The organism is Streptomyces kronopolitis (assembly GCF_050953795.1).
Classification (GTDB): Bacteria; Actinomycetota; Actinomycetes; order Streptomycetales; family Streptomycetaceae; genus Streptomyces; species Streptomyces kronopolitis_A.
This window is the reverse complement of the sequence record NZ_CP191850.1, coordinates 1,986,525-2,003,517: the sequence shown is the minus strand read 5'-3', so window position 1 is coordinate 2,003,517 and position 16,993 is coordinate 1,986,525. Positions and strand designations below refer to the sequence as shown.

Here is a 16,993-nt window from a genome sequence, read left to right as displayed (position 1 = left end):
CTAGTCTGCCGTCTCCCCGTCGAGGAGCCCGAAGGCGGTCCCCACCAGGCCGATGTGGCTGAAGGCCTGCGGGAAGTTGCCCAGCTGGCGCCCGGCCGCCGGGTCGTACTCCTCGGAGAGCAGCCCCAGGTCGTTGCGCAGGTCCAGCAGCCGCTCGAACATCTCCCGGGCCTCGTCGCGCCGGCCGCTCAGCTGGAGCGCGTCGGCGAGCCAGAACGAGCAGACCAGGAAGGTGCCCTCGCCGCCCGGCAGCCCGTCGACCGAGCCGCCCTCGGTGCTGTAGCGGCGGACCAGCCCGTCGTGCGTCAGCTCCCGGCGCACCGTGTCGATGGTGCTCAGCACCCGCGGGTCGTCCGCGGGTAGAAAGCCGACCCGGGGGATCAGCAGGGTCGCGGCGTCCAGCTCCTTCGAGCCGTAGAACTGGGTGAAGGTGCCGCGCTCGGCGTCGTAACCACGCTCGCACACCTCGCGGTGGACGTCCTCGCGCATCGCCCGCCAGCGGTCGGCGTCCCCGCCGTACCTCGGATTCGCCTCGATCGCCCGCACCGCCCGGTCGGCCGCGACCCAGGCCATGACCTTGGAGTGCACGAAGTGCCGGCGCGGCCCGCGGATCTCCCACAGCCCCTCGTCGGGGTCGCGCCAGGTGGACTCCAGATACTCCGTCAGGGCGCGCTGGATGCTCCAGGCGTGCGGTTCCGACGGCAGTCCGGCCATCCGCGCGATGTGGAAGGAGTCGAGCACCTCGCCGTAGACGTCGAGCTGGCGCTGCTCGACGGCGGCGTTGCCGATCCGCACCGGCGCGGAGTCGCAGTACCCGGTCAGCCACGGCAGCTCGGCCTCCGGCAGCCGCCGCTCACCGGCCAGCCCGTACATGATCTGCAGATCGTCGGGGGCGCCGGCCACCGCCCGCAGCAGCCAGTCCCGCCACGCTCCGGCCTCCTCCAGATAGCCGGCGGACAGCAGGGAGTTCAGGGTGAGGCTGGCGTCGCGCAGCCAGCAGTAGCGGTAGTCCCAGTTGCGCACGCCGCCCAGCTCCTCGGGCAGCGAGGTGGTGGGGGCCGCCACGATGCCGCCGGTCGGCGCGTAGGTGAGCGCCTTGAGGGTGATCAGCGAGCGCATCACGGCCTCGCGGTAGGGCCCGTTGTAGCGGCAGCGGCCCGACCAGGCGTGCCAGTCGTCCAGGGTGTCCTGGAGCGCCGTGTACGGGTCGATCGGGGTCGGCCGCGGCTCGTGGGAGGGGTGCCAGGTCAGCACGAACGCGGCCTGCTCGCCCTCGGCGACGGTGAGGTCCGAGCGGGTGCTGAAGTCCTTGCCGTAGGTGCTGCTCTGCGGCGGGGTGCGCAGCCAGACGGAGTCCGGCCCGGCGACCGCGACCCGGGCACCCTCCGCGGCGCGCACCCAGGGCACCACCCGCCCGTAGTCGAAACGCAGCCGCAGCTCGCTGCGCATCTCGACGCTGCCGCGCAGGCCCTCCACGATCCGTACGACATCGGGCGCGCGGTCGCGCTGCGGCATGAAGTCGACCACCCGGACGCTGCCGGTGGGGGTCTCCCACACCGTGTCGAGGATCAGCGAGTCACCGCGGTAGGAGCGCTGCGCGGTCGCCTCCTCGGACCGGGGGGCCACCCGCCAGTGGCCGTTGCCCTTGCCGCCCAGGAGCGCCGCGAAGCAGGCGCCGGAGTCGAAGCGGGGCAGGCACAGCCAGTCGATGGAGCCGTCGCGGCCGACGAGGGCGGCGGTCTGCAGATCGCCGATGAGCGCGTAGTCCTCGATATGTGGATGCACGCCTCGGATCTTCCCGCCCGGCGCCCGCGCTACGCGGTGGGGCGGCTGTCCGGGCTACCCGCGGGCGGCGGCGGGGGCCTCGCCGGTGGCGGCGGCCTCGGTGCGCTCGGCGGTCCCGGCGGTCTCGCCGATCTCGTCGGATGCGCCGGTCCGGCCGTCCTCGCCGTTGCCGTCCGTGCCGTCCGCGCCGTTCCCGGCGTCGTCGCTCTCGCGGGGCTCGGCGGCCTCCCGCGCCTCCTTGGCCGCGGCCTCCGCGCGGTCCTGGCGCTCACGGCGGACGAGGATGATCCAGCCGACCGGGACCGCCGCCGCGAACAGCCACCACTGGACCGCGTACGCCATGTGCGGGCCGATGGAGTCGTGGTCCGGCTCGGGGACCAGCTCCGGAGAGCCGCCGGCCGGCTTGGGCCCGGTCTGCTCGATGTAGCCGCCGAGGGTCGGCCGGCCGACCCGCTTCGCCTGCTCCTCGCTGTTGATCAGCATGATCTGGCGCGGGGGCAGGCCCTTGGTGTCCTTGATCCCGCTGAACGCGGTGGTCTCGTCGGCCATCATCCGGCCGGTCACGGTGACCTTGCCCCTGGGGGCGGCCGGGACGTCCGGGAACTTGGTGAGGTCGTCGCCCGCCGAGATCCAGCCGCGGTTGACCAGCACGGCCCGGCCGTCGCCCAGCACCAGCGGGCTGAGGACGTAGTAGCCGATGCTCTGCTCGTCGGCGGCGGTGCGCTGGCGGACCACGACCTCGTGCGCGGTGTCGAAGGTGCCGGTGGCGGTGACCGTGCGCCACATGTCGTGCCGCGGGAGGGTCCGGCCGGGGGCGGTCAGGTCGGTGACCGGGACCGGGCGGGCCGCCAGGCTCTTCGCGATGAGCTGGTTCTGCGCCACCTTGTGCTGGTGGCGGTGGAGCTGCCAGAAGCCCAGCTTGATCATGACGGGGATCAGCACGAGAGCCACGAGGGTGACGATCACCCACTGCCGGGACAACAGGAAGCGGTACACGGCTCCGACGGTACCTGGGGCGCCCCGGCCCCGGGGCGGCGGGGGCCGCCGGGTCCGCCGGGCGGTCCCGCCGGCCCCCGCCCGCGGGCTTACCGGGCCCCCGGCTCCGCCGGCTCACACCCGGTCGACGATGCCCACCCTCCCGTCGGAGCGGGCGCAGTGGGCGCCGCAGTACCACTTCTGGTCGGCCTCGACGCCCTGGCCGATGATCTGGCATCGGCAGTGCTCACAGATCGGCGCCATGCGGTGGATGGCGCAGGCGAAACAGTCGAAGACATGCACCGCGCCCTGCGCGTGCACCTCGAACGTCATGCCGTATTCGTTTCCGCAGACCTCACAACGTGCCATGCGCCACAGGGTGCGGGCGTCACTCGCGCCGGGCGAGGCGGTGGCGGGTGTGTTGACCGGGCTTCACCCGGACGCGGGCGCCGGTGCCACGTCCTGGAGCAGTTGCATGAAGGCCGCCTCGTCGATCACGACCGTGCCGAACGAGGCGGCCTTGGCGGTCTTGGACGTCCGGGCGTCGGGGTCGTTGGTCACCAGCAGGCTGGTCAGCCGGGACACGCTCGTGGCGACATGCAGCCCCGCCTCGACGGCCCGGTCCTCCAGCAGCTCGCGGTCCACGGAGGTGTCGCCGGAGAAGGCGACCCGCATCCCCTGGACGAGCCGGCCGCCCTCCTCGTAGCGCCCCGGGTTGGGGTAGGGGCACGCCGGGCGCTTACGGGACGGCCGCCAGGTCGTGGGGCGGTACGACGAGGTGGTGGGATGCTGCCGGGGCGCGGGGGCGTCCGACCATTCCGTCAGCGGCTGGCAGGTCAGCAGCGGCAGCCGCAGATTCTCCCGCGCGGCCCGCCGCAGACTGGGCCGGAACGCCTCGGCCAGCACCCGGGCGTCGTCCAGCGCATGGTGGGCGCGCTGCTGCACCACGCCGTAATGGGAGGCGAGCGATTCCAGCTTGTGATTGGGCAGCGGCAGCCGCAGCTCCTTCGACAGGGCGATGGTGCACAGCCGCTGGCGCACCGGGGCGGTCGCCGCGGCGCGGGCGTACTCACGGGCGATCATCGACCAGTCGAACATGGCGTTGTGGGCGACCAGCACCCGGTCCTCCAGCCGCTGGGACAGCTCGGGGACGATGTCCGGGAAGAGCGGGGCGTCGGCGAGCACGGAGCTGGTCAGCCCGTGGATCCAGACCGGCCCCGGATCCCGCTGCGGGTTGACGAGCGTGTACCAGTGGTCCTGGACCTCGCCCTGGGCGTCGAGTTGGTACACGGCGGCGGAGATGATCCGGTCGTCCCGGGCCAGGCCCGTGGTCTCCACGTCGACCACCGCGTACCCCTGGGGATACGCGGACGGCCAGTGAGCCGGCGGCGTCTGCGGGCCCGGCTGCTGCCCGATCTTCGGCGCGATCGGGTCGGCTGCTGCCATGCGGTCTTCGAGCATGGTCACTGAGGATACGGGCCGACACCGACAGCCACCGAACCGCCATCACCCCTACCACCCCACCGCACACCCGACACCACCACAAATCCCGGACGGGAGCACGAGTTGACGGAGGGCCGGAAGGGGGCGGACAGGGGCCGGGGGACGGGCTTGGGAGGCCTGAGGCTGCGCTCCTCACCCGCCCACCGCCCGAAGGAAATCCCCACCTACGGGGCCCCGCGGAAGAAATCCCACAATCCGGCGGGCCGCTCCATGCTCGGCCACCGGTTACGGCGAACCGTCAGGTACCTCTCGTTCAGCCTCCGCCGGGGCGGAGTAGCAGCGACCGCACCAGGGCCTCCAGTGCGACGCCGAACAGCCGCTCCGTGTCGACCGGGCCGGCCAGTGCGCGGGCCAGTGCCGGATCGTGGCCGGCGGTGGGGGAGTCCCACAGTTCGCCCTCGCTCGGGTGCTGCTGCGGCGAGCGCTCCCGGTTGCGCTCGACCAGGACGAAGCCGACGACCTGGAACTGGACGGCCCGCACCGCCTCGGCGGCCGTCTCGCCGCACAGTCCGGCGGCGTGCATCTCGTGGACCAGCGCCTGCTGCGCGGGCAGGAACATCCGTTCCGTCAGGCCGCGTTCGTGCACCATCGCGATGAGCTGCGGGCGCTCGCGCAGCGCCGTGTACAGCGCCCGGGCGACCGAGACGACGCGCGCGTGCGGGGTGCGTCCCGTGGGGTGGATCTCGCCCATCTCCCGCACGGTGCGCTCCACGAGCGCGTCCAGCAGCGACTCGCGGTTGCCGACGTGCCAGTAGATGGAGGTGACGGCGGTGCCCAGCTCCGTGGCGAGCCGGCGCATGGTCAGCGCCGCGGGCCCGTGCGCCCGCACCAGCCGGGCGGCGGCCGTCAGCACCTCCTCGCCGGTCAGCGCGCTGCGTGTCATGTCCCCAACTCCCTTTCCTTCTTTCCTCTTTACCCTTCGCGCGGCGCGGTGTAACAGTGTTACAGGCGCCTGGCACGACCCCCGTAAGTCACGACGGCGAAGGGTGGTAGTTCATGGCACGCGTACGTTACGGAGCGCGGACCGAGGCGGAGATGACCGCGGCGCGCAGCGCCGGCTCGCGGATTCCCGACATCTGGTCCACCGGCGTGGTCGCCGTATGGGAGAGCGACCCGGAGGCGGTCGCGGCCGTGCTGCCGCCGCCGCTCGTCCCCACCGGACGCCCCCTGGTCCGGGCCACCATCAGCCGGGTCGAGCTGCCCGGCTACCCCCTGGGCGCGGGCTCGGTGGCCGTCGCGGCCGCGCACCGCGGCACCGCCGGCTGGTATCCGCTCGTCATGCCGATGACCCACGAGCGGGCCCTGACCGGCGGCCGTGAGGTCTTCGGCGAGCCGAAGAAGCTGGGCGAGGTCACCGTCGAGCGCGACGGCCGGGCGGTGCGCGCCGCGCTCGTCCGGCACGGCATCGCCTTCGTCGAGATACGCGGCGAGGTGAGCGGCCCGCTGCCGGTGCCGGAGCCCGCCGCGAAGACGGACTTCTACTTCAAGTTCCTGCCCGGCGTGGACGGTTCGGGGTTCGACGCCGACCCGGTGCTGGTGCACTGCCTGCGCCACGAGAAGGTGCGCACCCTGGAGAAGGTCACCGGTGAGGTCGTCCTGCGGGAGTCGCGCTACGACCCCGTCGCCGACCTCCCCGTCCGCAGCCTGGTCGAGCTCACCCTCGGCGAGAAGACCAGCGACCAGCGGGGCCGGGTCGTCGAGCGGGTCGACGCCCGGGACCTGCTGCCCTACGTCCACCAGCGCTACGACGATCCGCAGCAGCTGCTCGACGGCCCGCCCGAGGGGAGCGCCTGATGGAACTGCGGGCGGGACAGGTCGCGGTCGTCACCGGCGCCGCGAGCGGGATCGGTCTGGCCATGGCGCGCCGCTTCGCCGCGGAGGGGCTGAGCGTCGTCCTCGCGGACGTGGCGCGCGAGCCGCTGCGCGCCGCCGCCGACGAACTGGCGGCACAGGGCGCCCGGGTGCTGGCGCACACCGTGGACGTCAGTGTCCGCGACGAGGTCGAGGCGCTCGCCGACGCCGCGTACGACGCCTTCGGCGCGGTCCATCTGCTGTGCAACAACGCGGGGGTGGGCTCCGGCGCCGAGGGGCGGATGTGGGAGCACGACCCGCGCGACTGGGAATGGGCGTTCGCGGTCAACATCTGGGGCGTCTTCCACGGCGTGCAGTGCTTCGTGCCCCGGATGCTGGCGGGCGGGCAGCCCGGTCACGTCGTCAACACCTCCTCGACCGACGGCGGGGTCGCGCCGCTGCCCACCGCGTCCGTCTACGCCGTCACCAAGGCGGCCGTGGTGACCATGACCGAGTCGCTGTACGCGCATCTGACGGCCGAGGGCGCCTCCGTCGGCGCCTCGGTGCTCTTCCCGGGCCCGCACATGCTGCGCACCGGCCTGTGGGAGTCGCACCGCAACCGGCCCGAGCGCTACGCCAAGACCCGGCCGCGCCGCACCCCCTACCGCAGCCTGGCGCAGTGGGAGGCGGCGATGAAGGAGGCCGGCCGCGAGGTCGCCTTCACGCCCCTGGAGGACGTCGCGGAGCAGGTCGTGGACGGCGTCCGCGCCGGCCGCTTCTGGCTGCTGCCGCCCGCCGCACACACCGACGCGCAGATCAGGGCACGGTCCGCCTCGATGCTGGACCGCTCCGCCCCGGCGTATCTGGAGCACTTCATCCTCGACCCGGACGACTGAGGGAGGTTCCGCCATGACGGACCCGCAGGGTTCCCCGGACCGGCCGTTCCCCGAGCGGGGCCGGCTCCCCGGGCAGCGCCAGGACGCCGGGCAGGGCCAGCGCCCGGCCCACCCGCGCGCCGGTGCGCGGCAAGGCCCGGACGAGCCGTACCTGATCATCTCCTCCGACTGCCACGCCGGACTCCCCACCGAGGAGTACCGCCCCTATCTGGAGACCCGATTCCACCGCGCCTTCGACGAGTTCCTCGGGCAGCGCGACGCCCGCCGCGCGGAGGCCACCCGCCTGGGCATCCGCAACGACGCCTTCGCCGAGCGCTGGTTCCGTGACCACGAGGAGGGCCTGCGCGGCGGCTGGGATCCCGCGCAGCGGATCAAGGAGCTCGACGGTGACGGGGTGGCGGCGGAGGTCGTCTTCCCGGACGCGGACGCCGTCGACAGCGGGACGGCCGCCCCCTTCGGCGTGGGCCTGGGCCTCTCCGGCGACCAGGACCCGGATCTGGGCATGGCGGGCGCCCGGGCGCACAACCGCTGGCTCGCCGACTTCGTCTCCGCGCACCCCGAACGGCACTGCGGCGTCGCCCTGCTGCCGGTCACGGCCGAGGACGGCACCGTCGTCGAGGAGATCCACCGGGCCCGGGAGTCCGGGCTCGGCGCCCTGATGATCCCCGCCATGTGGGGCGCCCACGCGCCGTACCACGACCGCCGCTACGACCCGGTGTGGGCGGCGGCCGCCGAGTGCGCGATGCCGGTGCTGACCCACTCCGGGTCCTCGCCCCGCCACGAGTACGGGGACCACCTGGGGATCTTCGTCTCCGAGGTGACCTGGTGGCCGGCCCGCCCGCTGTGGTTCCTGCTGTGGTCCGGCGTCTTCGAGCGCCACCCGGGTCTGCGGTTCGGCATCGCCGAATCCGGCTGCTGGTGGCTCCCCAACCTCCTGTGGTTCATGGACCGCCTCTACCTGGGCGCCCACGGCGGCAAGAAGCTCTCCCCGTTCGCCGCCCTCACCCGCCCGCCGCACGAGTACCTCGACCGGCAGGTCTTCGTCTGCGCCACCAACACCAAGCGCCGCGAACTCGCCCAGCGCTACGAGATCGGCGTCGACAACATCCTGTGGGGCAGCGACTTCCCGCACCCCGAGGGCACCTGGCCCGACACCCGCGGCTGGCTGACGAAGACCTTCCACGACATCCCGGTGGCCGAGACCCGGCGGATGCTCGGCCTGTCCGCCGCCGAGGTCTTCGGCTTCGACACCGCCGCCCTGGCCCCGCTGGCCGGCCGCATCGGCCCCACCCCGGCCGGACTCGGCCAGTCCGCCGACCAGCGGGCCGTCGAGGCCTCGTGGGCCCGCTCGCGCGAGACGGGCCGCCACTGGCTGACCGACCACGACTTCCCGGTACTGGGGGCCGACCGATGACCGAGGAGCGCCGGACCGCGGAGCGCCACACCGTCATCTCCGCCGACTGCCACGCCGGCGCCGACCTCCTCGACTACCGGCCATATCTGGCCTCCCGGCACCACGAGGCCTTCGACGCCTGGGCGGCGGCCTACGTCAATCCGTACGAGGACCTGCTGGCCGACACCGCCGACCGCAACTGGAACTCCGCGCGCCGGCTCGCCGAACTCGAGGCCGACGGCATCGTCGCCGAGGTCGTCTTCCCCAACACCATCCCGCCGTTCTTCCCCTCCGCGTCCCTGGTGGCCCCGGCGCCCACCGGCGAGGAGCGGGCGCTGCGCTGGGCGGGCCTGCGTGCCCACAACCGCTGGCTCGCCGACTTCTGCGGCCGGGCGCCCGGTCGGCGGGCCGGCGTCGCCCAGATCCTCCTGCACGACGTCGACGAGGCCGTACGGGAGGTCCGCCGCACCAAGGAGGCCGGTCTCACCGGCGGCATCCTGCTCCCCGGGACCCCGCCCGGCTCCGGCCTGCCCGAACTCCACTCCGAGGTCTACGACCCCCTCTGGGCGGTCTGCGCGGAACTGGAGGTCCCCGTCAACCACCACGGCGGCTCCGCCTCCCCGCCGCTCGGCGACGAACCCGCCGCCCGTGCCGTGTTCATGGTCGAGACGACCTGGTTCTCGCACCGCGCGCTGTGGCACCTGATCTTCGGCGGTGCCTTCCGCCGCCACCCCGGGCTCCGGCTCGTCCTCACCGAACAGGGCTCCGGCTGGATCCCCGGCGTGCTGGACATGCTGGACTACTACCACGGCCGGCTGGCCGCGTCCCGGGCCGCCACCGCCGAGGCCAAGTTCGGCGCCGGGCTGGCCGAGGCCATGGGCAACACCCCGGCGGAGCTGTGGCGCGAGCACTGCTTCGTCGGCGCCAGCTTCATGCGCCCGCACGAGGTCCCGCTGCGCCACCGGATCGGCCTTGACAAGATCATGTGGGGCAGCGACTACCCCCACGACGAGGGCACCCACCCCTACACCCGCGAGGCCCTGCGCCTGGCCTACGCCGGCCTGCCGTACGAGGAGGTCGCCGCCCTGCTCGGCACCAACGCCGCCCGGGTCTACGGCTTCGACCTCGACTTCCTCGCCCCGCTCGCCGCCCGCGTCGGCCCGGCCGTCGCCGAGATCGCCGAGCCGTTGGACACGGTCCCCGAGGACGCCACCAGCCCGGCGTTCGCACCCGGCGGGTCGGTACGGGTGTGGTGACGGCGCCCCGGCCTCACGCCCCCGCCCCGCCCCGATCCCGCAGCACCCGGGCCGGCTGCGCCTCCTCCCGTGCCGCGCCGTCCGCGCCGGCGCTCACCCGGTGGAGGGTGGCGCCCGGTTTCCGGGTGACCACCTCCACCGGGCGGCCGCCGGCGAACAGCGCGGCGGCGCCGTCGTCGACCGCCCAGCCGCCGGGCAGCGCACCGCTGCCGACGGCCGCCAGATAGCCGGGACGGCGCTCCGGCTCGCTGTCGTAGTGCGGGCACAGGCTGCCCGGCAGCAGCCCCAGCCCGTCGGCGAGCGGCGCGGGCGGGCCGAAGGAGTCGGAGAACGCGCTCTCGAACCAGCAGCACGCCCCGGCGCTGATGCCGCACAGCAGCACCCCCGACGCCCAGGCCTCGCGCAGGACGGAGTCGAGGCCGTGCGCTCGCCAGACGGCGAGCATGTTGGCGGTGTTGCCGCCCCCGACGTAGACGATGTCCTGCGCCAGGACGAATGCCCGCAGATCGCCCACCGTGCGGTGGAACAGCTCCAGATGACTCGGCTCGCAGTCCCGCCCGCCGAACGCCGTGTGGAACCTCTCGACGTAGCCGGGCGCATCGCCGCTCGCGGTGGGCAGGAAGCAGATCCGCGGCCGCGCCCGCCCCGAGGCGGCCAGCACGAAGTCGTCGAGCAGGGGGTCGGAGTCGTGGGAGAAGCCGCCGCCGAGCAGGACGAGGGCGGGGGTGGGGGTGGGGGGCATCGGACCTCGATTCGGGACGTCGTGGAGGTGCGGGGGAGAGCGCCGTCACACCGCAGCTGACGATGCGTCTCACATACTTCTCGGTAACAACCCCTAGCGGCACCGCCGTCCACGCCTTTATGGTGCGGGGCATGCCGCACCTGCCCGATGTCCTGTTGTGGTCCATCCCGGCCTTCGTCCTGCTCGCCGTGATCGAGATGGTGAGTTACCGCCTGCATCCCGACGAGGAGGCGGAGGGCTACGAGGCCAAGGACGCCGCCACCAGCATCGGGATGGGTCTGGGCAGCCTGGTCTTCGACGCGCTGTGGAAGATCCCCATCGTGGCGATCTACGCCACGGTCTACGAACTCACCCCGCTGCGGATACCCGTGCTGTGGTGGACGCTGCCGCTGATGCTGCTCGCCCAGGACTTCTTCTACTACTGGTCGCACCGCGGTCACCATGTCATCCGCATCCTGTGGGCCTGCCACGTGGTCCACCACTCCAGCAAGAAGTTCAACCTCAGCACCGCCCTGCGGCAGCCCTGGACGACCTGGACCGTCTGGCCCTTCTACGTCCCGATGATCGCCCTCGGCGTGCACCCGGCCGCGATCGCCTTCACCTCCGGGGCCAACCTCGTCTACCAGTTCTGGGTGCACACCGAACGGGTCGGCAAGCTGCCCCGCCCCATCGAGTTCGTCCTCAACACCCCCTCCCACCACCGGGTCCACCACGCCTCACAGGGCGGCTACCTGGACCGCAACTATGGCGGGATCCTGATCATCTGGGACCGGATGTTCGGCTCGTTCGTCGCCGAGACCGAGCGGCCGGTGTACGGGCTCACCAAGAACGTCGAGAGCTTCAACCCGCTGCGGGTGGCCACCCACGAGTACGCCGCCATCGCCCGCGACCTGCGCGCCGCGGACAGCTGGCGCGAGCGCGCCGGACGGGTCTTCGGCGGACCGGGCTGGCAGCCGGCCGAGCGGACCGCCGCGGGCGCACCGGCCGCGGGCCCCGGCCCGCAGGCGCGCGCCTCCGTCGAGGAGCCCGCCGCGTGACCGCACGCCGGCCACGGGCCGCCGGGCCCCTGCTGTGGCTCTTCGCCGCGCTGGCCCTGGTGCACCTCGGCGCCCTGCTCTGCGGCGTGAGCGCCGTCGCCCAGTTCACCAAGCCCGCACTGATGCCGGTGCTCACCGGCTACGCGCTGGCCCGCGGCGGCCCGCCGCTGCTCGCCGGCGCCCTGCTCTTCGGCTGCGGCGGCGACACCTTCCTCCAGATCGGCGGGGACCTCGCCTTCCTGGTCGGCATGGGGTCCTTCGCCGCCGGGCACGTCTGCTACCTGCTGCTGTTCGTCCGGCACGGGACGGCGCCCGGCGGCGGCCGGCCCGGACGCATGCCCGCGCTCGCCGCCGGGTACGGCGCCGTGCTCGTCGTCACCGTCGTCCTGCTGTGGCCCGACCTCCCGGCCGAGCTGCGGATCCCGGTCGCCGGCTACAGCCTGCTGCTCACCGCGATGGCGTTCGGGGCGCTGCGGGCCGGCTGGCCGGCCGCGCTCGGCGGACTGCTCTTCCTGCTCTCCGACACCCTCATCGCCAGTGGCATCGCTCACTGGCCGCAGCTGCCGCTGCCCCAGTTCTGGATCATGTTCACCTACGCCGCGGCCCAGTGGGCCCTGGCCGAGGGCGTGTTGCGCAAGCTCGCGGACGCGGCCCGCCGGCCCGCACCCCGGCCGGCCCCGGCGCTCCCGGGGGCAGGCGTCCGGTAGCACCGGCGTAGCGTACGCCGGGTACGTCCACCGACCCCGAGCGATACGAGGAACGCCCCGCATGCGCGCCACCACCATCCACGCCGCCCATGACATACGCGTCGACGACGTCCCCGATGCCGCAGTCCGCAAGCCCCACGACGCCGTCGTCCAGGTACTGCGGGCCTGCATCTGCGGCAGCGACCTGTGGGCGTACCGCGGCTCGGCGGCGCGCGAGAAGGGCCAGCGCATCGGGCACGAATTCCTCGGGGTGATCGCCGAGACCGGCGCCGAGGTCACCGGCCTGTCGGTGGGCGACCTGGTCGTGGCCCCCTTCATGTGGTCCGACGGCGAGTGCGAGTACTGCGCCGACGGCCTGACCACCTCGTGCGTGGACGGCGGCTTCTGGGGCGACCCCGGCTCCGACGGCGGCCAGGGCGAGGCCGTCCGGGTGCCGTACGCCGACGCCACCCTCGTCAAGCTGCCCGCCGAGGCCGCGGGCGACGACCGGCTGCTGACCGGCCTGCTGGCGCTCACCGACGTCCTGGGCACCGGCCACCACGCCGCCCTCGGCGCGGGCGTGCGGCCCGGCTCCACGGTCGCGGTGGTCGGTGACGGCGCGGTCGGCCTGTGCGCGGTGCTGGCCGCCCGGCGGCTGGGCGCCGAGCGGATCATCGCCCTCGGCCGCCATCAGGCCCGTACCGACATCGCCCGCACCTTCGGCGCCACCGACGTGGTAGCCGAGCGGGGCGAGGCGGCCGTCGCCGCGGTCCGCGAACTCACCCGCGGCCAGGGCGCCCACGCCGTCATCGAGGCGGTCGGCACCGAGCAGTCGATGAGCACCGCGGTCGGCATCACCCGCCCCGGCGGCGCCATCGGCTGGGTCGGCGTCCCGCACGGCAGCGGCAACGGCCTGGACATGCGCGCCCTCTTCAACAACAACATCGCCGTCCGCGGCGGCGTCGCCCCGGTCCGCAGCTACATTCCCGAGCTGCTCCCCGACATCCTGGACGGCACCCTCGACCCCGCCCCGGTCTTCGACCTCACCGTCGACCTCGCCGGCGTCCCCGACGGCTACCGCGCCATGGACGACCGCACGGCACTGAAGGTACTGGTCAAGCCCTGAACCACCGGCCGGAGCGGCCCGGCGCGCGGCAACCGGAGCGGTCGCCGCTTGTGTCTCCCCCCGTGGGAGACCCGACAGTGGACGGCATGTACGAGGACGGCACGGGCCTGCTCACCATCGGCGCGCTGGCGCGCCTGACCGGCGTTCCGGTCAAGACGATCAGGAACTGGTCCGACCAGGACCTGCTGCCGCCCGCCGCCCGCACCCCCGCGGGCTACCGGCTCTACGGCCCGGAGGCCCCGGCCCGCCTGGAGGTCGTGCGCAGCCTGCGCGACCTGGGCATCGGGCTGGCGGCGATCCGGTCGGTGCTGCACCGCGAGCGCACGGTCGCCGAGACGGCCGCCCGGTGGGCGGACGCGCTCGACGCGCAGATCCGTACGCTCCGGCTGCAGCGCGCCGTGCTGCGTGCGGTGGCCGCGCGGGGCAGCGCAGCAGAGGAGCTGCCGCACATGACCGAACTGGCCCGCCTGTCGGCCCGCGAACGCCGCCGGATCCTCGCGGACTTCGTCGAGGACGCCCTCGACGGGGTGGACGCCCCCGCCTACCGCAGCGGCCTGCTGGCCGCCACCCCCGACCTGCCCGACGACCCCACCCCCGAACAGCTCGGCGCCTGGATCGAACTGGCCGAACTGGTCCGTGACCCGGAACTACGGGCGGCGCTGCGCCGGCTGGCCGAGTACAGCGCGCGCACCGCACCGGCGGCGGGGGAGCGGCCCGTGGGGGAGACGGACCCGGCAGAGCAGGATCGGGCCGCCGTGCGCGTCGCGGAGCTGATGCGGGTACGCGGTGAGGAGGCCGTCGCGGCCGGCATCGCCCCCGACTCCCCGGCCGCGGAGCACGTCCTCGCCGAGCTGATCGCCGCCTGGCTCCCCACCCAGGCCGCCACCCCCGACCCGCCCGCCGAGGACGGCCCGCGGGCCCGCGGGCGGCTGCTGGAGCAGCTGGAGACCGCCGCCGAGCCGGCCGTCGCGCGCTACTGGCAGCTGCTGTGCACCCTCACCGGCCGGCCCGCCCCGCCCCGCTGGGACACCGCCGGCACCTGGACCACGGCCGCGCTGCGCGCCCACCCCCGGCCGTACCGCCTGGACCGCTCCGCGTTCGACGGCACCGACCCGGCCCGGGTGCTGCACGCCTACGCGCAGGTGAGCCGGGCCGTGTCCGCGGTGGTGGCCGCCGTACGGCCCGAGGACCTCGACCTGCCGACACCGTGTGCGGGGTGGACCGTCCGGCAGCTGCTCGACCACATGGTGTGGGAGAACCTGATGGCCGCCTCGATCGCCGAGGACGCCCCGCGCGAGGACCTCACCGCCGACCACCTCGGCGACGATCACCGAGCCGCCTTCGAGGACTCCGCCCGCGCCGCTCTCGCCACGTTCACCGGCAGCGGGATGCTCCACCGCACCTTCGGCCCCTACGAGGCCCCCGGCGCGATGCTCGTCCAGCAGGTCGTGGTCGAACTCCTCGCACACGGCTGGGACATGGCGCGGGCGACGGGCGCGCCGACCACGCTGGCGCCGGAGGTCGCCGAGGAGACCCTGGTGGCCGCGCGCCGGATGTACGGGGCCGCGCCGCGCACCGCGGGCGGCTCGTTCGCCCCGGAGCGGCCGGCCCCGCCCGGCGCGAGCGCGGCGGACCGGCTGGCGGCCTTCCTCGGCCGCGACCCGGCCTGACCGGCGGCCCGGCGCGCCCCGCGGCAACGGCGGGCCGGGTGGCGCCCGCGCCACCCGGCCCCTCCCGCAACGGCCGTGACCGGCCCGGAAGTTACTTCTTCACCGCGTCCAGCGCATCCACGATGCCGTAGCCGAAGTGGCTGTTGACATGCTTGGTGCCGGTGCAGGTCGCGTCACCCGTGGGGCAGCCGGGGTTGTCCGCCTGCTCCTTGAGGAGCCACTGGATCTCCTGCGGGCTGGACTTCGGGTGGGCGCTCTTGAGCAGCGCCGCGACGCCGGCGACATGCGGGGTCGCCATGGACGTGCCGGCCAGGTAGGCCCAGTCGCCGCCCGGCATGGTGGAGAGGATGTTGCCGTTCTTGGCGGGCAGCTCCGGCACCTGCCGGGAGTCACCGCCCGGTGCGGCCACATCGATCTGGCCCAGGCCGTAGTTCGAGTAGTACGACTTGAGCTGGTGCACACCCGTCGCCGCGACCGTCACCGTGCCCGGCAGCTGGGTGGGCACGTCCCAGCAGGTCTTGGGGTTGACGGTGCGCTCGACCGGGGTGGAGTCGTTCGGGCTGGAGGCGTCGGGCAGCTGGGGAGCCGCCAGGTCGAGGCCGGAGTTGCCCGCCGCGGCGATGTTCAGCACGCCCTTGCGCTGGGCGTAGCTCGCCGCACGGCCGACCGCGTCGATGATGGCGGCCTGGTCGGCGTCGTCCTTGCAGTTGAACATCCACGGGTCGACGTAGTAGCTGTTGTTCGTGACCGAGATGCCGTGGTCGGCGGCGAAGACGAAGGCGCACACCACGCTCTCGGCGTAGAAGAGGCTGGTCTCCGGCTCGCTGACCTTCAGGGCGGCGATCTTCACGCCCGGGGCGACCCCCGCCACGCCGACACCGTTGCGGGCCGCGGCGATGGTGCCCGCGACATGGGTGCCGTGGTAGTCCTCGTCCGGGTTCCAGGGACGCCAGGCGCCCTTGGAGGTGTCGGCCACGCCGCCCACGCAGTTGGCGGACTGTTTCGCGGAGAAGTTGGGCTTCAGATCGGGGTGGGTGTCGTCCACCCCGGTGTCGATGATGCCGACGGTGACCTTCCGGCTGCCGGGGTTCACCTTCGCGGCCTGGTCGGCCTTGATGGCGGGCAGGTCCCACTGCAGCGGTTCGAGCGGCTCCTCGCCGTTCGCCTTCGCCGCCTTGCCGGCCGCCGTGAGCTGCGACTTCGACAGGTCGATCTTCTGCGGCTTGCCGATGTCGGTGGTGCCCTGCGCCTTCAGCGGCGCGGTGCGGGTCGCGCCCGCCGACTGCACGCCCGGCACCGCGCGCATCACGGTGGCGAACTGCGGGTTGGCCGAGTGGACGACGGTCACGCCTATCCGCTCATGGGCGATGACCACCTTCCCGCCGGCCTTGGATATCGCCTTCGCGATCCGGCCGGCCATGGTGTGGCCGGGCGTGGCGTTCACGACGTACGACAGCAGCGGGCCGCTGTCCGAGGCGGCGGCGGCCGGGGTGGTGTCCGCGGACGCGGCGGTGGCCGCGGTCGGCAGGAAACCGAGGGACGCCGTCAGGGCCAGTCCGAGCGGAACGGCCAGCGCCCGCATGCGTCTGGAACGGGGATGAGCCATGGGTACTCCACATCATCCGTGAGACCGCCCGTGCACGGATTGCGCACGGGCGGATACATGAGACGTGAAGTTATCGGCGATCACCGGCCGACAGCAATGGAACGGGGAGAAAACCTGTCAGGAGTGGCGAATTGAGGGGGTGTCAGTCCGCACCGCGACGGTTTCGCCACGGCGCCCGCCGGCGGGTCAGGCGTCGCGCCGCAGGGCCGCGATGCTCAGCAGCGGCAGGGTGACCCGCGGGCCGAACCAGCGGGGCGCGGCGGCGCTCGGGCCGGAGTGCGGCTCCGGCGGCGCGACGGGGAGCGGCGCCGGCAGCCGGACACTGCCGTAGGGGCGCCGGCGGGGAGCGGGGGGCTGCGGGGCCTGCTGTGGCGGCGGGTTCACACCGGGCTCAACGAAGCGCCCCGTGCGCGGTGGCGGTCGCTGCGGCCATTGCGCGGATTCTTCTGCGATTCAACCAACGAACCCCTGTCGCATCGTATGACGCACCTCTACCATGCGTGATCTACCTCACTTACCTGAGCTTT

Annotated in this window: 16 protein-coding genes; 8 read left to right on the top strand and 8 right to left on the bottom strand. The window is 73.7% G+C overall.

Features of this window, described 5'->3' with window-relative positions; genetic code table 11:
• The 5 genes from ACQP17_RS08740 to ACQP17_RS08720 form a co-directional block, all read right to left on the bottom strand.
• Complete coding sequence (locus tag ACQP17_RS08740) at positions 1 to 1,785, bottom strand: glycoside hydrolase family 15 protein (RefSeq protein WP_433855756.1); 1,785 nt, start codon at positions 1,783 to 1,785, stop codon at positions 1 to 3.
• A 54-nt stretch (positions 1,786 to 1,839) separates the two neighbouring features.
• Positions 1,840 to 2,781, bottom strand: coding sequence for an SURF1 family cytochrome oxidase biogenesis protein (locus ACQP17_RS08735; protein WP_433855755.1), 942 nt, complete (start codon positions 2,779 to 2,781; stop codon positions 1,840 to 1,842).
• A 114-nt stretch (positions 2,782 to 2,895) separates the two neighbouring features.
• Positions 2,896 to 3,129 (bottom strand): hypothetical protein, encoded by a 234-nt coding sequence (locus ACQP17_RS08730; RefSeq protein ID WP_006606380.1) that lies wholly within the window; start codon positions 3,127 to 3,129, stop codon positions 2,896 to 2,898.
• 63 nt (positions 3,130 to 3,192) lie between these two features.
• Positions 3,193 to 4,221 carry a DEDDh family exonuclease gene (locus ACQP17_RS08725; RefSeq protein ID WP_433855754.1) on the bottom strand — a complete coding sequence of 343 codons (1,029 nt, stop codon included), beginning with the start codon at positions 4,219 to 4,221 and terminating at the stop codon, positions 3,193 to 3,195.
• Positions 4,222 to 4,516: 295 nt separating this feature from the next.
• Positions 4,517 to 5,146, bottom strand: a complete 630-nt coding sequence (locus ACQP17_RS08720; RefSeq protein WP_433855753.1) for a TetR/AcrR family transcriptional regulator — start codon at positions 5,144 to 5,146, stop codon at positions 4,517 to 4,519.
• 113 nt (positions 5,147 to 5,259) lie between these two features.
• Between ACQP17_RS08720 and ACQP17_RS08715 the strand changes: the two genes are divergently transcribed.
• The 4 genes from ACQP17_RS08715 to ACQP17_RS08700 are packed head-to-tail and all read left to right on the top strand — an operon-like array spanning position 5,260 to position 9,599.
• The gene (locus ACQP17_RS08715; RefSeq protein ID WP_433855752.1) at positions 5,260 to 6,057 is read left to right on the top strand and encodes an acetoacetate decarboxylase family protein; all 798 of its coding nucleotides are present in this window, start codon (positions 5,260 to 5,262) and stop codon (positions 6,055 to 6,057) included.
• The gene (locus tag ACQP17_RS08710) at positions 6,057 to 6,950 is read left to right on the top strand and encodes an SDR family NAD(P)-dependent oxidoreductase (protein WP_433855751.1); all 894 of its coding nucleotides are present in this window, start codon (positions 6,057 to 6,059) and stop codon (positions 6,948 to 6,950) included. The genes ACQP17_RS08715 and ACQP17_RS08710 overlap by 1 nt, the downstream gene beginning before the upstream one ends.
• A gap of 13 nt (positions 6,951 to 6,963) precedes the next feature.
• Positions 6,964 to 8,364, top strand: coding sequence for an amidohydrolase family protein (locus ACQP17_RS08705; RefSeq protein ID WP_433855750.1), 1,401 nt, complete (start codon positions 6,964 to 6,966; stop codon positions 8,362 to 8,364).
• A complete protein-coding gene (locus tag ACQP17_RS08700) occupies positions 8,361 to 9,599 on the top strand; it encodes an amidohydrolase family protein (protein WP_433855749.1) in 1,239 nt (412 codons plus the stop codon). The genes ACQP17_RS08705 and ACQP17_RS08700 overlap by 4 nt, the downstream gene beginning before the upstream one ends.
• A gap of 13 nt (positions 9,600 to 9,612) precedes the next feature.
• Here the strand turns inward: ACQP17_RS08700 and ACQP17_RS08695 are convergent, their stop codons facing one another.
• Positions 9,613 to 10,341 (bottom strand): Type 1 glutamine amidotransferase-like domain-containing protein, encoded by a 729-nt coding sequence (locus tag ACQP17_RS08695; protein ID WP_433855748.1) that lies wholly within the window; start codon positions 10,339 to 10,341, stop codon positions 9,613 to 9,615.
• A 131-nt stretch (positions 10,342 to 10,472) separates the two neighbouring features.
• Here ACQP17_RS08695 and ACQP17_RS08690 point away from each other — a divergent pair, with 131 nt between their 5' ends.
• The 4 genes from ACQP17_RS08690 (at position 10,473) to ACQP17_RS08675 (ending at position 14,860) form a co-directional block, all read left to right on the top strand.
• Positions 10,473 to 11,378, top strand: coding sequence for a sterol desaturase family protein (locus ACQP17_RS08690; protein ID WP_433855747.1), 906 nt, complete (start codon positions 10,473 to 10,475; stop codon positions 11,376 to 11,378).
• Complete coding sequence (locus ACQP17_RS08685) at positions 11,375 to 12,085, top strand: lysoplasmalogenase (protein WP_433855746.1); 711 nt, start codon at positions 11,375 to 11,377, stop codon at positions 12,083 to 12,085. The genes ACQP17_RS08690 and ACQP17_RS08685 overlap by 4 nt, the downstream gene beginning before the upstream one ends.
• 61 nt (positions 12,086 to 12,146) lie before the next feature.
• Positions 12,147 to 13,190, top strand: coding sequence for a zinc-dependent alcohol dehydrogenase family protein (locus ACQP17_RS08680; protein ID WP_433855745.1), 1,044 nt, complete (start codon positions 12,147 to 12,149; stop codon positions 13,188 to 13,190).
• An 86-nt stretch (positions 13,191 to 13,276) separates the two neighbouring features.
• Positions 13,277 to 14,860, top strand: a complete 1,584-nt coding sequence (locus ACQP17_RS08675; RefSeq protein WP_433859855.1) for a TIGR03086 family metal-binding protein — start codon at positions 13,277 to 13,279, stop codon at positions 14,858 to 14,860.
• A gap of 91 nt (positions 14,861 to 14,951) precedes the next feature.
• Here ACQP17_RS08675 and ACQP17_RS08670 read toward each other — a convergent pair whose 3' ends face one another.
• Together ACQP17_RS08670 and ACQP17_RS08665 are read right to left on the bottom strand one after the other, a co-directional pair.
• Positions 14,952 to 16,466 (bottom strand): S8 family serine peptidase, encoded by a 1,515-nt coding sequence (locus ACQP17_RS08670; RefSeq protein WP_433855744.1) that lies wholly within the window; start codon positions 16,464 to 16,466, stop codon positions 14,952 to 14,954.
• A 186-nt stretch (positions 16,467 to 16,652) separates the two neighbouring features.
• Positions 16,653 to 16,850: a hypothetical protein gene (locus ACQP17_RS08665; protein ID WP_433855743.1), complete on the bottom strand. Its 198-nt coding sequence runs from the start codon at positions 16,848 to 16,850 to the stop codon at positions 16,653 to 16,655.
• Positions 16,851 to 16,993: the final 143 nt, after the last annotated feature.